10 protein-coding genes and 1 other annotated feature are annotated in these 13,914 nt (G+C 40.8%); of the genes, 5 read left to right on the top strand and 5 right to left on the bottom strand.

What is annotated here, in order from left to right; all coding sequences use genetic code 11:
* Positions 1-156 precede the first annotated feature (156 nt).
* The 3 genes from leuA to CLNEO_RS15815 form a co-directional block, all read right to left on the bottom strand.
* Positions 157-1,821: a 2-isopropylmalate synthase gene (leuA, locus tag CLNEO_RS08705; protein ID WP_066087474.1), complete on the bottom strand. Its 1,665-nt coding sequence runs from the start codon at positions 1,819-1,821 to the stop codon at positions 157-159.
* Positions 1,822-1,990: 169 nt separating this feature from the next.
* Positions 1,991-2,237 (bottom strand) — a binding site (T-box leader).
* Between the two features lie 133 nt (positions 2,238-2,370).
* The gene (locus CLNEO_RS08700; protein ID WP_066087471.1) at positions 2,371-3,111 is read right to left on the bottom strand and encodes a FadR/GntR family transcriptional regulator; all 741 of its coding nucleotides are present in this window, start codon (positions 3,109-3,111) and stop codon (positions 2,371-2,373) included.
* A 50-nt stretch (positions 3,112-3,161) separates the two neighbouring features.
* Complete coding sequence (locus CLNEO_RS15815; RefSeq protein WP_157723529.1) at positions 3,162-3,326, bottom strand: hypothetical protein; 165 nt, start codon at positions 3,324-3,326, stop codon at positions 3,162-3,164.
* Between the two features lie 329 nt (positions 3,327-3,655).
* Here CLNEO_RS15815 and ilvD point away from each other — a divergent pair, with 329 nt between their 5' ends.
* The 4 genes from ilvD to CLNEO_RS08680 all read left to right on the top strand — a co-directional run bounded on the left by ilvD (position 3,656) and on the right by CLNEO_RS08680 (position 8,301).
* Complete coding sequence (gene ilvD, locus CLNEO_RS08695; protein ID WP_066087469.1) at positions 3,656-5,317, top strand: dihydroxy-acid dehydratase; 1,662 nt, start codon at positions 3,656-3,658, stop codon at positions 5,315-5,317.
* 171 nt (positions 5,318-5,488) lie between these two features.
* Positions 5,489-6,517, top strand: a complete 1,029-nt coding sequence (locus tag CLNEO_RS08690) for a TRAP transporter substrate-binding protein (protein ID WP_083531938.1) — start codon at positions 5,489-5,491, stop codon at positions 6,515-6,517.
* Between the two features lie 30 nt (positions 6,518-6,547).
* Positions 6,548-7,042, top strand: coding sequence for a TRAP transporter small permease (locus tag CLNEO_RS08685; protein ID WP_066087466.1), 495 nt, complete (start codon positions 6,548-6,550; stop codon positions 7,040-7,042).
* Positions 7,039-8,301 carry a TRAP transporter large permease gene (locus CLNEO_RS08680; RefSeq protein ID WP_066087463.1) on the top strand — a complete coding sequence of 421 codons (1,263 nt, stop codon included), beginning with the start codon at positions 7,039-7,041 and terminating at the stop codon, positions 8,299-8,301. The genes CLNEO_RS08685 and CLNEO_RS08680 overlap by 4 nt, the downstream gene beginning before the upstream one ends.
* Before the next feature lie 123 nt (positions 8,302-8,424).
* Here the strand turns inward: CLNEO_RS08680 and CLNEO_RS08675 are convergent, their stop codons facing one another.
* Together CLNEO_RS08675 and CLNEO_RS08670 are read right to left on the bottom strand one after the other, a co-directional pair.
* Positions 8,425-9,312, bottom strand: coding sequence for a hypothetical protein (locus CLNEO_RS08675; RefSeq protein WP_157723528.1), 888 nt, complete (start codon positions 9,310-9,312; stop codon positions 8,425-8,427).
* Between the two features lie 334 nt (positions 9,313-9,646).
* Positions 9,647-10,204: an N-acetylmuramoyl-L-alanine amidase family protein gene (locus CLNEO_RS08670; RefSeq protein ID WP_066087460.1), complete on the bottom strand. Its 558-nt coding sequence runs from the start codon at positions 10,202-10,204 to the stop codon at positions 9,647-9,649.
* A gap of 730 nt (positions 10,205-10,934) precedes the next feature.
* On the opposite strand from CLNEO_RS08670, the gene CLNEO_RS08665 reads away from it, so the two are divergent.
* Positions 10,935-13,697 (top strand): hybrid sensor histidine kinase/response regulator, encoded by a 2,763-nt coding sequence (locus tag CLNEO_RS08665; RefSeq protein ID WP_066087457.1) that lies wholly within the window; start codon positions 10,935-10,937, stop codon positions 13,695-13,697.
* Positions 13,698-13,914: the final 217 nt, after the last annotated feature.

Raw genomic sequence — 13,914 nt, 5'->3', positions numbered from 1 at the left:
AAGGTATGCCTTGGGCAAAGAAATAAAGTTTAGGTCAAGCCTTTTCAATACTGCACCGCCCAAGATAGGGCGGCTGCATCCTTGCGAGCTTTTGCGGAGCAAAAGTGCTTGACCAGCTTGCAAGGTGTTAGGGACAGCGTCCCTAAGATCTTAAGTTTATACCGACAGCATTTTATTGATGGTGCTTACGACTGCCCTAAGAGAGGACTTGCCCACACTGGAGGAGGTGCCAGCACCGTAGAACCTCCTTCCTGTGGCATCCTTTGTTTCGATGTAGGAAATCGCCCTTGAGTTTGTGCCAAGTTCCATGGAATGGCCACGATAGTTGATAATATCAATGGGCATATGAATAAGATTATCCATTGCATGGCAGAAAGCGGAAACAACGCCGTTACCTTCTCCCTGTATAAAATGTCGCTCGCCGCCATATTCAATCTCTGCTTCTATTGCAAGCACATCCCGTTCGGGATCCACGGTTTCGGTACGGTACTGAATCAATTTTAATGGACTGCGAATATCTACATACTCTTGATTGAATATTTCGAAAATTTTATCTGGGCTTAATTCACATTGCATTTCGTCCGAGACGCGGGTAACAACTGCACCCACATCCTTTTGGAACGCCTTTGGCATGTGTAAGGAATAGTACTGCTCCAAAATAAAGGTGACACCACCTTTGCCGGATTGACTGTTGATGCGAATAATGGGGTCATAGGTTCTGCCCACATCCATAGGGTCAATGGGTAGATAAGGTACCTCCCAATGCTCTGGATGGCTTTTCATAGCTTCCATACCCTTGCGGATCGCATCTTGATGGCTGCCGGAAAATGCTGTGTAAACCAATTGCCCGGCGTAGGGATGACGCGGATGTACATGCATGCTGGTGGCATTTTCGTAAATTTCCACAACCTCGTCGATTTTTCCAAAGTCCAGCAGGGGGTCAATGCCCTGGGTGAACAGGTTCATGGCAACGTTCATAATATCCGCATTGCCTGTGCGCTCCCCGTTGCCGAACAAGGTGCCTTCCACCCGATCAGCCCCCGCAAGCATCCCCAGTTCCGTTGCAGCAACGGCTGTACCCCGGTCATTGTGGGCATGAAGGCTTACTAAAACATTCTCCCGGTTTTTTAAATTTCGACACATATACTCAATTTGGTCTGCGTAGAGGTTGGGTGTTGCCATTTCCACCGTTGCCGGCAGGTTGATAATCACTTTTTTATCCGTCGTCGGTTGCCAAACGTCAATCACCGCATTACAAATTTCTACGGCAAAATCCATTTCTGTTCCCGTAAAGCTTTCTGGGGAATACTCAAAACGATAGTTTGTTTCGGGATACTGTGCCGCCATATCCCCAATAAGCTGTGCGCCGTAAACCGCCAAATCAATGGTCGCCTGCTGGGAATTTCCGAAAACCACATCTCTTTGTAAGGTGGAAGTGGAATTATATAAATGAACGATGGCATTTTTTACACCCTTTAATGCCTCAAAGGTTCTTTGAATGATATGACCGCGGGATTGGGTTAAAACCTGTACGGTAACATCTTCGGGAATTAAGTTGTTTTCAATCAATGCCCTAGTAAATTCGTATTCCGTTTCGGATGCGGCGGGGAATCCAATCTCGATTTCCTTAAAGCCTGTTTTTACAAGAAAATCAAAGAACTCCAATTTTTGATCCAAGCTCATGGGGGTTTCCAGTGCCTGATTGCCATCCCGAAGGTCAACACTGCACCACATAGGCGCTTTGGTCAGGCAGTTGCTAGGCCAAGTTCTGTCTGCCATTTGGACAGTTTCGTAAGCCTTATACTTTTGATAATTTTTCATTTTATCTCTTCCTCCTTAAATCTTTTCTTTTCCAATTGTTTTATTCTGCAATGAGAAAAGAGTCTGCTTCGCACTTTTTTGCCCCACGGAAGCGGTATAAAAAGACTGATAAGCGTGGAAAAACTTGTATTTTTCAATAAAAAAAGCCTTTCACCTAATTGCAGATTTGCAAAGAGGTGAAAGGCATAGCTTCCACGGTACCACTCTCATTCGTCCAAAAAAAGGACGCACTTTTTAGGATACAAACATATCCTTTTCCGTGTAACGGCGGAAATCTCCGGGAACACCTACCGACCAAAGTCTTTTCAGTGTCCTGCTCCAAGGCGAGTTCGGTTTTTTTCTTACCACTGCCTCGCACCAACCGGCAGCTCTCTGGAAGTATCAAAAAACCTACTATTCCTTTTCGTTGCATTTATTTTAATACAATTTAATGTGTACTCTAACAGATAATTGTATTTTTGTCAATACCTTTTTTGTCAAAAAAATATTTTTTCAATGAAGCAAACTTGTACTATGGGCAAATTTTTAAATCTCTTAATAAAGATAATTTTAGTTCAGCCGAGTATTTTGGGCAGATTCCTTGTTTTGTGAATCGTTTAGATCCCGAATGCCCTTGGAAAGATGGTAGCGCATTGCCATCGCGGCGCCATCAGCATCCTGCATTTCAATAAATTCCGCAATTTTTGCGTGATAGGTCAGTGCGTTATCGATAGACTTCACATCAGTACCGATTTGCGTTGCCGTAATGATGGAATCCCTGACTGCGGTAGCAAGGGAGGGCATAATAAGCTGAATAATGTCATTATGTGTGGCGGTTGCAATGGCGATATGAAAAATTTGATCCTCCTTAATCAGTTCCTCCTGGGGGATTTCCTTTCTTTCTCTTAAGGCTGTCATGCGGTTGGCGGAGTCAATAATTATCTGCAATTCCTCTGGGGTGCCATTTTGAATGGCAAGGCGGATGCAAGATGGCTCCAAAATCAAACGAAATTCAAACCAGTTATTTACCAGCTTTACCTTATCCTTCAAATAAGACAGGCCAAAAACATCCGTTGCTTGTTCTTCCAAGGCGGAAACAAAGGTGCCGCTTCCCCGCTTAATGTTTAAAATTCCTTTTGCCGCTAAAAGCTTGATAGCCTCTCGCAGCGTTGCGCGGCTTACCCCTAGTTGGGCGGAAAGCTCATGCTCGTTTGGCAGTTTTTCATTGGGCTGATAAATTTTTTGTAAAAAAATCATGTCGCTCAGCTCATTTGCAACAATCTGAGAGGCAGGAATAAACTCAGTTTTCATGCGTTTCCTCCTTAGGTTTATGTATGTCTGTAAAAATACTGATAGTCAAATCAAGCTTTTTTCTGTAACGCAACATTGATAAATGCCGCAAACCTTTTTTTTGTGAATTCTAACCAAAAGGGCTTTCCCTCAATTTGGGAACTGCCTTGGCATACCAAAGGAAAATGCGCGCAAGAAGCGCGGATAACGCCGCAGCAGTTTACGCTTGTATTCATTTTTTCGGCTCCTTTTTTTATATAATTAGCTTCAAAAACAACATTTTTATTTTGAAACGCAATTTTCCTCTTAGAAATTCATTTTTTAACATATTATAGAAATAAGCTTCTTATAATTAAGTTGTATGACCAATTATATCACTATTTTTAAAATCATGTCTATGTCTATTTTCACAAAATGTAAAAATAGATATTTTTTTTATTGACAATCCATAAAAAAAGCATATAATTTTTGTAACAAGGAAAAGTTGTCTGACCGGTTTTAACAGACAAACCATAAATACGTAGTGTTTTAAACAATTTATCAATACATAAAGGAGGATGTTATAATGAGAAGTGACGTAATGAAGACAGGACCAACCAAAATTCCCCATAGGTCTTTATTTAAGGCCCTTGGATTGACGGATGAAGAAATCAGAAGACCCATGATCGGTGTAGTTTGTGCGCAAAATGATATTATTCCAGGGCATATTCATCTGGATAAAGTTGCAGATGCTGTGCAGGCTGGAATCCGCATGGCGGGAGGCACACCCCTCAAGTTCCCTGCAATTGGCGTTTGCGACGGTATTGCCATGGGGCATGGTGGTATGAAATATTCCCTCATCAGCAGAGAACATATTGCTGATTCTGTTGAAATTATGGCAATGGCACATCCTTTTGATGCCCTGGTTTTTGTACCTAATTGTGATAAGATTGTGCCGGGCATGCTGATGGCGGCTTTACGGCTAAATATACCAAGCATCTTTGTAAGTGGTGGCCCTATGATGCCAGGAACGTTGGCGGACGGTAAAAAAATAACCCTTTCCAATGCATTTGAGATGGTTGGTGCAATTGGAAAAGAAGGTATTACCCAGGAAATTTTGGATGATGTGGAAAACAACGCTTGTCCTGGTTGCGGTTCTTGTGCAGGGATGTTTACTGCAAACTCCATGAACTGTATGACAGAGGTAATCGGCTTAGGCTTACCCGGAAATGGTACCATTCCTGCAATCAGCGGGGCCCGTATCCGCTTGGCAAAAGAAGCAGGCATGAAAATAATGGAGCTTTTGGAGAAAAATATTTGTCCTAGAGATATTGTAACAGAAAAATCCATAAGTAATGCTTTGCACGCAGATATGGCTTTGGGCTGCTCCACAAACACAATCCTTCATTTGCCTGCCATTGCTCATGCGGCAGGGCTCAATGTTGATTTTGAGGAAATCAACAGAATCAGCAAGGAAACTCCTCACCTAGTAAAACTAAGCCCTGCAGGCGTGGATTGCTTGGTTGATTTGGACAATGCAGGCGGTATTAGCGCAGTATTAAAGGAATTAGCCAAGTGCGGTTTGTTTAATACAGATGTAATTACCTGTACAGGCAAAACAGTTGGTGAAAATATTGCCAACGCAAGAGCTTTGAATGCAAATGTAATTCGTTCCAAAGAAACGGCATATTCTCCCGACGGTGGTTTGGCTATTTTGTGGGGGAACATTGCCCCTGATGGTGGGGTTGTTAAAAAAGGAGCTGTGTTGCCTGAGATGATGGTTCATAAAGGCCCAGCAAAGGTATTTAACAGCGAGGAGGAATCCATTGAGGCAATTTTGAATGATACGGTGGTTGCCGGTGACGTGGTTGTCATTCGTTATGAAGGTCCTAAGGGTGGACCTGGCATGAGAGAAATGCTGGCACCTACGGCTTCCTTAGCAGGAAAAGGCTTGGATAACAGTGTTGCGTTGATTACAGACGGCAGATTTTCCGGTGCCTCAAAAGGCGCATCCATTGGACATGTTTCTCCTGAGGCTGCAGCAGGCGGTGTGATCGGACTGATTCAAGATGGCGATATCATTAGCATTGATATTCCCAACAATAAGTTGGAGCTTTTGGTGGATGAAGGAGAGATAGAAAGAAGAAAGGCTGATTTTAAACCGATTTTGAAGGAAGTACCCGATGGCTATTTGAGAAGATACAGAGATATGGTAACCAGTGCAAATACGGGTGCTGTATTCAAATAAACGTGGTAATAGGGCGTTTGGTATGATATTATGGAAAATGAAAACTCTTTTTTCAAATTTATCTTTGCAGCTTCTTTAAGGGTTTTTAAAATTTTTGCAAAGAAAAATAGAAACGAAGGGATTCAAAAAAAATTAAAAATCAATTTATTATCTAGGAAGGGGTAAAAAAGTATGAAACGTTTTTTGTCAATGGTTGCTATGACAACCGCACTTGTTGTAGCTTTGACCGCTTGCGGCGGCAGCACAACACAACCGGCAGCAGGAGGAAATGATGCAGCAGGAGCAGCAGAACCCGTAATTATTAAGTTGGGTACCACTGTAAATGAGCAGGACAGTTTTCAAATTGCAGCAGAAAAATTTAAAGAATTGGTTGCAGAAAAAACTGACGGGGCATATGAAGTTGAAATCTATCCCAACGGCTCTTTGGGAGACGAGAGAACAATGTTGGAAAGCATGCAAATGGGTACTTTGGATATGGGTATTATCACCAGCGGACCTTTTGTAAACTTTATTCCCGAAATGGGCGTATTGGATATGCCTTTCCTGTTCCCCGACAATGCTTCCGCTTATAAGGTATTAGACGGCGAAATTGGACAGGGCTTATTGGACAAATTTGAAGGGGCAAACCTGAAGGGCTTGGCTTATGCAGAAAGAGGTTTCAGAAATTTAACAAATAATGTTAAGTCTGTTACCACTGCTGCGGATGTAAAAGGCCTGAAGGTTCGCGTTATGGAAAATGAAGTTTATATCTCCACATTTGAGTCTTTGGGTGTAAATGCAGTGCCTATGGCTTGGTCTGAAGCATTAACCGCTTTGCAGCAGCATACCATCGACGGACAGGAAAATCCTGTAAATGTTATTCATTCTTTCAAATTGTGGGAATCTCAGAAATATTTAACAATGACACGCCATGCTTATGCATCTGCAATCATCACAATGAGTTTGCAGAAATTCAACGCATTACCCGAAGATGTGCAGGTTGCCTTCAAAGAAGCTGCACAAGAAGCTGCAGAATTTGAGCGTCAGTGGGTTGCTGATAACGAAGCAAATCAGCTGGAGGATATCAAGGCAAACGGCGTAGAAGTAGTGGAAAATCCTGATGTTGACTCCTTTAAAGCAGCTGTTCAGCCTACTTATGACAAATATGGTCAAAAGTATTCCGATTTGATTGCACAGATTCAGGATGTATTGAGCAAGTAAGTATTTTGCTTAGCTGAAGGAGGGCTACTTATGTCAGTCATAACAAATTATAGGAAGTTAAGCAACGCCATAAACAAGGTGTGTTTGACAATTTGCGTAGCCCTTCTGGGCGCAATGGTAGTGGTTACGTTTGTTCAAATTATTTGCCGTGTATTTTTTACGGCGCTTTCTTGGAGCGAGGAATTGGCCAGATACTTTTTGATCTGGGCCTCCTTGCTGGGAGCAGGCTGTGTTTATAAATCGGGCAGCAACATTGCCGTTTTATTTTTACAGGGTTTGCTTCCGGGCAAGCTGAAGAGCTTTGCAAAAATTTTGGTACATATTCTTTGCGGTTTCTTTTTTGCCCTTGCAATTTATCATGGTTTTCGGTATATGGGCTTGATGGGCACGCAAAAGTCAGCGGCGCTGCATATACCCATGAGGTATATGTACCTTGCCGTTCCATTGGGCTGTAGTATTATGGAAATTCATGCCCTTGATGCTATTTTGGGCGAGATATTTGCAAAGGGGGAGGAAAAACAATGAGCCTGGTGTTATTTGGTGTATTTTTTCTATGCTTAGCCATTGGCGTTCCTGTTGCGTTTTCCATCGGCCTTGCCGCTGTTGCGGTACTCTTTGCTGGTGGTGTGGATAGGCTGGTCATTGTGCAAAGAATGTTTGCGGCTTCCGATTCCTTTTCTTTGATTGCCATTCCGTTTTTCATCTTTGCGGGAGATTTATTGGCAAGCGGTGCGATCAGTAAGCGTTTGGTTGCCTTTGCGGAGTCCTTGGTTGGCGGTATTCGTGGCGGTCTTTCCATTGTATCCGTAGTGGCAGGTATGTTTTTTGCTGCAATTTCCGGCTCCGGCGCAGCAACTACGGCTGCCGTTGGTGCAACCTTGATTCCTGAATTGGAAGAAAGAGGCTATAATGCTGAATCCTCAGCGGCCTTGATTGCTTCTGCGGGCACGATCGGTGTTGTAATCCCTCCTTCTGTTCCAATGGTTTTGTATGCCGTTGTGGCGGAGCAAAGTGTAACGAAGCTGTTCCAAAACGGCTTTTTGCCAGGAATTTTGATGGGGGTTGCATTGATTGCCATTTCCTTATGGCAGGCCTATAAGTTTGATTATCCCAAGGGAACGCCCTTTTCGTTGAGAAATGTTTGGGCCACCTTAAAACGCTCCATTTGGGGTTTACTTATGCCTTTGATTATTTTGGGCGGCATTTTCTCCGGTTATTTCACACCTTCGGAGGCGGCGGTAATTGCCGTTGTATATGCCCTCATTGTATCCGCCTTTGTTTATCGGGATTTAACCTTAAAATCCTTATACAACATCATGGTGGGCAGTATAAAGACCTCAGCCATTATTATGATTATTATTGGTTGTAGCGGTGTTTTTGGCTGGGTTTTGGCAAATTGGAAAATTCCAGAATCTATTGCAACGGCGGTACTATCCGTTTCCGGCAATAAACTTGTGATTATGTTTTTGGTTTCAGTAATTGTCTTAATTGCAGGGATATTTATGGAAACCTCCTCTGCGGTAATTATTTTAACACCGGTATTTTTGCCGCTGATGAAGGCGTTGGATGTTAACTTGATTCACTTTGGCATTCTTTTTACCGTTGGTATTGCCATCGGTATGATTACGCCACCTGTCGCAATTAACCTTTTTGTGGCATCCAGTATCACGGGTATGCCAATTGAGAGGATTTCAAAGGCAGTTATTCCGTACTTGATAGGCTTAATTGTTATTTTCTTCTTGATTGTATACGTTCCCGTATTTATACCAAGCATTATTTTCTAATGGACGTAAGCCTTCAACTTGATTGGATGGCGAGACTTTCAAATATTCTTAACAGTACATAAGCTTTGAAAAAAATAGAAAAAGCTCCGAGTATGATAATTCATATCGGGGCTTTTTGTAATTTTATTGGGCCGTGCTTTTTTTATTCTCCAGACATTCCTCAACGGTAATGGTAATTGGCTTCCATGTGCCGCCTGGAAGCTTGCGATATTGAGCAACCTCTAAATCGGTACTGTTTGTTAATTGGAAGAAGACGATACAGTATTGATAGCCGTCGGTTCCGTCAAAAATGATGCGGACGATATCATCTGTTTGACTTTTTTGAATATCCCCCTGTATCAGCTTGCACCAATCTCCATAACGGATTGCTACATTGGACTCGGCATCCCAATGCCAGCCATGATAGGGTGCGCATAAAAAATTTTCGCCAAAATAGTAAATGTTGGTAATTTTAAATTGATTTTTTTCTTTTTTTAAATCCACAAAGCCGTAATAGTAGGCAAAAACCCCTATTTCCTTGTCCGTACCTTCTATGGTTTCCAGCTCCACAAAATATCGAGCGGCGTTTTCTTCGGCTTTTCCCAAAGGAAGGGGGTGAAATTTAATTAGATTTATATGTAATATGTTTTCATAGCTTTTTAAATAAGACTCGTAGGACAGGTTTTGTTGATATTCGTAGGAAAGAAATTGGTAAGAAGTTGGGTAGGGCGTTTTATCAAGGCCGATGGTGCCGCAACCCGCCGATTTATCCGCAACGGGATTTGCTGCATCACGCAAAATGCTGTAAAAATTTAAAATGGTATTTTCCGGAGTATCCAAAAGGCCATCAGGCAAGGAGATTTCCTCCGGTTTTTTTCCGTAATTCTTATCAAGCAAATCATGGGACAATATTCTAGTGTTTAAAACAGGAAGGTTTGAGGGTCGAAAATAGGTTTCAAAGTCCTCCGAGTAGCTTTCTAAGAAGTCCTCACAGTTTATACTTTGTGTAGCGAGCAATCCACCCATCACCATTCGCACAGGCTCCTCTTTTTTGGTAAGAGGAAAAATACAAAATAGAACGATGCTCAGGCATAAAAGCAAAATTAAAAATACAATTTTCTTTGAAATCAATTGAATTTTTGGTGGCTTCCAAGATATTCGTTTCATTTTCATTCTCATTTCAACGGTTTATTTATTTATATTCATACGATTGAAGGTTATATGCACTTTTTCAAAAACTGCATTGGCGTAAAAAAAGGCCCGCTTGTTGAGGATATCATCTCCGCTGCAAACGGGCTTAAGTTTTCCAAAATTATTCCATGTCTTTTTGAAAATAGATATGTTAAAGAAAAGGTTTTTGGTCGGCTCAGCCTAACTGGATGCGGATTCCATCATAAATTGCCTGGGCAAATTCAAACTGATTATTGCGCAGTTTTTCTGCATCCTGTGCATTTGTGATATATGCCAGTTCCACCAAAAGGGAGGGCATTTGCGTTCTTCTGAGAACGTAAAATCTGGGACTTAAAAAGATACCATTGTTTTTTGTTCCCATTTCTGCCACCAACTGTTGGAGTATGGTTTCAGCCAAAGGAAGAGACGGGGATAAATCGCTGTAGATATAGACCTCGCTGCCGTTATAGCTTGGGTTTGTTGAGGCATTGGTGTGAATACTGATGAAGTAATCTGCGCCCCAAGCGTTTGCATCGGCAACTCTGGCGGCAAGGCTGGTTGAATTATTATATCCCAAGACTGTGTCGATGGTTGGACGGGAAACCCTGGCTTCATACCCGGGGGTATTATTTAAAAGGTCTGCCAAATACATTCCTACCTGCCAAACAACATCTTGTTCGTATAAGCCAAAGCCTTCGGCGCCTGCATTTACGCCACGGCTATGCCCTTGATCTATATATATTTTAATTGCCATAGAAGCACCACCTTAATATGGTTTATTAATATCATAATATTGTGAAGGTAAATGATAGTGCTTATACTACAAAATAAGTACAGGCTAAGAGGGGAGAAAGAATCAGCATTTGCATAAAGCCAAGCATAATTTTTTTATGTGACAAAAAAGTATTTAAAAAATTATCAAGCTTCCAAAAAAAAATTTTTTAAAACTTGAAAAAGCTGATTTTACTCGGTTTTATATTTTTTAAAGAGCTGTAACTTTTTGAATCTTTAGAGAGTTGTTGATTTTTGTAAGAAAAAGGCATATTATATTATTAAAAAAACTAACAAATGTTACCAAAAAAATCAAAGGGGATTTATTTGTAATGATTTTTTATTATGAAATTTGCAAAAGTAACGATGAGAAGATTTCGTGGAGTTGAGCTGTTTTGAAAGGTCGCCATTTCTTATGAAGACCATTCTAAACGGAGGATTTTTGAAAGAAAAGCAACATGGCAAAATTCCTCACCTGTTCTTTGAAAAGCAGAATTGTATTGAAACAATCATTGGCGAAGGAATTTAAAACGCATGACATTTTAAAAATGCGCAGTCCAGGTGTGATCCCCAAAATGCTTTATAATCAATTCAGTTTGAAGGGATGCTAAATTTCATCGTTTTTTTTAAACTGCAAATATCGAGCTGTAAATTAGGCGCTAGATTTTTTGGAAATGGATTGATGTAAAAAAGAAAAAGAAGGAGGTGTGCAAATGAAAACCAAGGGCAGAGCTTTGTTAACGATATTACTGAGTGTTATGGTTTTTTTTGCGTGCTTCAATTTTGTGTTTGGGGAAGAAAAAAACAACGTTGTTCGGGTTGGTTTTTATGAATTTCCGTATTATCAAAATATAGATGCTGACGGTGCCTGTTCGGGATATGGCTATGATTATCTGCAAGCCATTTCTCAATATACAGGCTGGGAATACGAATTTGTGACGTCTGCATCATTTAACGAATGTCAGCAAATGTTGAAAAATGGGGAAATTGATATTTTGGGACTGTTGCAGAAAACACCTGAGAGAGAGGAATTTTATGCTTTTTCCGATTATCCTTCGGGGATTAATATGTCTTTGCTGGTTACTGATCTGGAGAATACAGCGTTTGCTTATGAGGATTTTCAAAGTTTTGATGGAATGACTGTGGGACTACAGAAGAACTTTGCTAGAAACCAGGGACTGCAGGCGTATTGTACGAATAATCATTTTTCTGTGAACACTGTTACATTTGAAACCAATGAAGAATTGTTTGATGCAATTCACAACAAAAAAGTGGATGCCGCCCTCATCAGCAGCAAGCAAAATTCCCCCAATTACCGCGTTATAGCAAGATTTGATTATGACATGATTTATTATGTTACAACAAAGGGCAATGAAAAGGTTTTAAGCGGATTGAATGAAGCCATGGAAAAAATCAAGGCAGCAGCGCCTAATTTCAATAAAGATTTATATCAAAAATATTATGATTTTTCTGCCGGACAACCTGTCGTTTTGTCAAAAGAGGAAACAGCCTACTTAGCGGCGCATCCCACTGCTCAAGTTTTGTATGACTCAGCAAGAATACCTTTTGAATCTGTAGAGAAAAACGGTATCCCCTATGGTATTGGCATTGATGTGCTGAAGGAGGTTTCCGCGGCTACAGGGTTAAATTTCGAATATTCCAAAGTGGATAAGCACGAACAGAAAAAAGAATTATTTAAAAGCGGCGATTACGACATACTGTCCGGTGTTACCTATAGCTATCAACTGGCAAATGAGTATAATGCCTATATTACTGCGCCCTATTTAAGCATGGATTATGTGATGGTAATGAAAGGCAATTGTGAGGAGTATCGATATCTTGCTTTGCCCAGAGGGTATTATATTTCTGAAATTTTGAAAGAACAGACGCCTGAGGATGTTATCATTATATATTATGATACGGCAAAGGAATGCATTGAAGCTGTAAATAATCAAGCGGCGGACTTTACCTATATCAATACTTATGAAGCGGAATATTTTTTGTCCATTCCCCAATACCGCACGCTTCAGTATCGAACCGTACAAGGGCTCACCCAGCAGATTTCTGTTGGGATTTCAAAAGATGCAGATCCCATTTTGTTTTCCATTATAAGTAAGGGCTTGGCAAGTATTTCCCATGAAAGTATTCGGGAAATTATTCGAGAGGAATTGAATGCTTCAAGGCAAAGTGATTTTTTTGACATGCTTTATACAAATCCGATTCAGTTTGCATTTGTAGTGATACTGCTGGGATTTGTTTTTGCAGCTTACTGCATTGTTTTTGTGCTATATCGAATTAAAAACAGGGAAAATGAAATTTTGCAAACGACAAACAAAGCAAAATCGGATTTTTTATCTCATATAAGCCATGATATGCGTACACCTATCCATGCTGTGATTGGGATGTCTTCTTTGGGCATGAATTGCAAAGAGCTGGAAAAATCTAAGGAATATCACCAAAAAATGTATCGTACAAGCAAATATTTGCTTAGGCTTATCAATGATACGCTGGATATGAGTGCAATTGATAACAATAAAATGAAATTAAATCCAAAGCCTTATTATTTAAATGATTTTATTCAGGACATTGAAACGGTAATGGAGCAGCGAGCAAAGGAGAAGGGCGTTATTTTCCATGCACAGCAAAAAATAGGCTTTCAACGAGCGGTAATGTTTGATAAATTGCGCTTGCAGCAGATTTTTATTAATCTCATCAACAATGCAATAAAATTTACGCCCGAGGGGGGGAGTGTTGACTTTTTCATTTATGTGGATGTTTTTTGCGAAAACCGGCTAAATGTAATTTTTGTGGTGAAGGACACAGGGATTGGTATGAGCCGAGAGTTTCAAAAGAAAATGTTTGAACCCTTTGAGCAAGAGGACAGAAATTCTCAAGCGGAGAGCGGTACGGGCTTAGGGCTTTCCATTGTCAAGAATCTCATTATGCTGATGGGAGGTAGTATTCACTGCGAAAGTCAGCCGGGAAAGGGAACGGAATTTGTTGTGCAAATTGAAACAGGAATTTGCAAGGATCCCCCAGAAAAAAACACGACAAACGGCGTTTTTGGACAAGATAATGCTTTAATGGGAAAAAGAATTTTGCTGGGTGAGGATCACCCTATGAATGCGCAAATTTGCAAAGCTATTTTGGAAAAAATGGGTTGCATTGTAGAGCATGGGGAAAATGGGAAGGCCTGTGTAGAGTTATTCAGAAAATCTCCTGTTGGATATTATGATGCAATTTTAATGGATATTCGAATGCCTGTGTTAAATGGCTGTGAAGCGGCAATCATGATTCGCTCTTTGATTCGAAAGGATGCAATGCGCATACCGATGATTGGCATGAGCGCAAATTTCGAAGATAAGGACATCCAAAAGAGTCTGGAGGCAGGAATGGACGCCCATATTGGAAAGCCAATAAATGCCCAAGAGATTTTCCGAATTTTGGATGATTTCATGGAAAACAAAGGGGAATAATATAAAAAAGTCGTTGGTGAGACAATTACCAACGACTTTTTTTGTTCGCTTTAGCTTGACAAAACCACCGGCTATGCCGGTGGTAGGAAGGGTTTGTTCTTTAGATGTAAGCACGAATCCTCCTTTGGTAGAATAAATGTAGGTTTGCCAACCACATCAAAGACCAAAAGGAGGATTCAAAATGACTAATAATAGTTTAGCACATACAACATGGGAA

The sequence above is a fragment of the Anaerotignum neopropionicum genome (assembly GCF_001571775.1).
GTDB classification, from domain to species: Bacteria; Bacillota; Clostridia; order Lachnospirales; family Anaerotignaceae; genus Chakrabartyella; species Chakrabartyella neopropionicum.
This window is presented reverse-complemented; position numbering and strand designations above follow the sequence as displayed.

Excerpts from the sequence above, each read along its gene's own strand:
- leuA (WP_066087474.1), bottom strand. The coding sequence starts at position 1,821 with ATGAAAAATTATCAAAAGTATAAGGCTTACGAAACTGTCCAAATGGCA.
- CLNEO_RS08700 (WP_066087471.1), bottom strand. The coding sequence starts at position 3,111 with ATGAAAACTGAGTTTATTCCTGCCTCTCAGATTGTTGCAAATGAGCTG.
- CLNEO_RS15815 (WP_157723529.1), bottom strand. The coding sequence starts at position 3,326 with ATGAATACAAGCGTAAACTGCTGCGGCGTTATCCGCGCTTCTTGCGCG.
- ilvD (WP_066087469.1), top strand. The coding sequence starts at position 3,656 with ATGAGAAGTGACGTAATGAAGACAGGACCAACCAAAATTCCCCATAGG.
- CLNEO_RS08690 (WP_083531938.1), top strand. The coding sequence starts at position 5,489 with ATGAAACGTTTTTTGTCAATGGTTGCTATGACAACCGCACTTGTTGTA.
- CLNEO_RS08685 (WP_066087466.1), top strand. The coding sequence starts at position 6,548 with ATGTCAGTCATAACAAATTATAGGAAGTTAAGCAACGCCATAAACAAG.
- CLNEO_RS08680 (WP_066087463.1), top strand. The coding sequence starts at position 7,039 with ATGAGCCTGGTGTTATTTGGTGTATTTTTTCTATGCTTAGCCATTGGC.
- CLNEO_RS08675 (WP_157723528.1), bottom strand. The coding sequence starts at position 9,312 with ATGGTGATGGGTGGATTGCTCGCTACACAAAGTATAAACTGTGAGGAC.
- CLNEO_RS08670 (WP_066087460.1), bottom strand. The coding sequence starts at position 10,204 with ATGGCAATTAAAATATATATAGATCAAGGGCATAGCCGTGGCGTAAAT.
- CLNEO_RS08665 (WP_066087457.1), top strand. The coding sequence starts at position 10,935 with ATGAAAACCAAGGGCAGAGCTTTGTTAACGATATTACTGAGTGTTATG.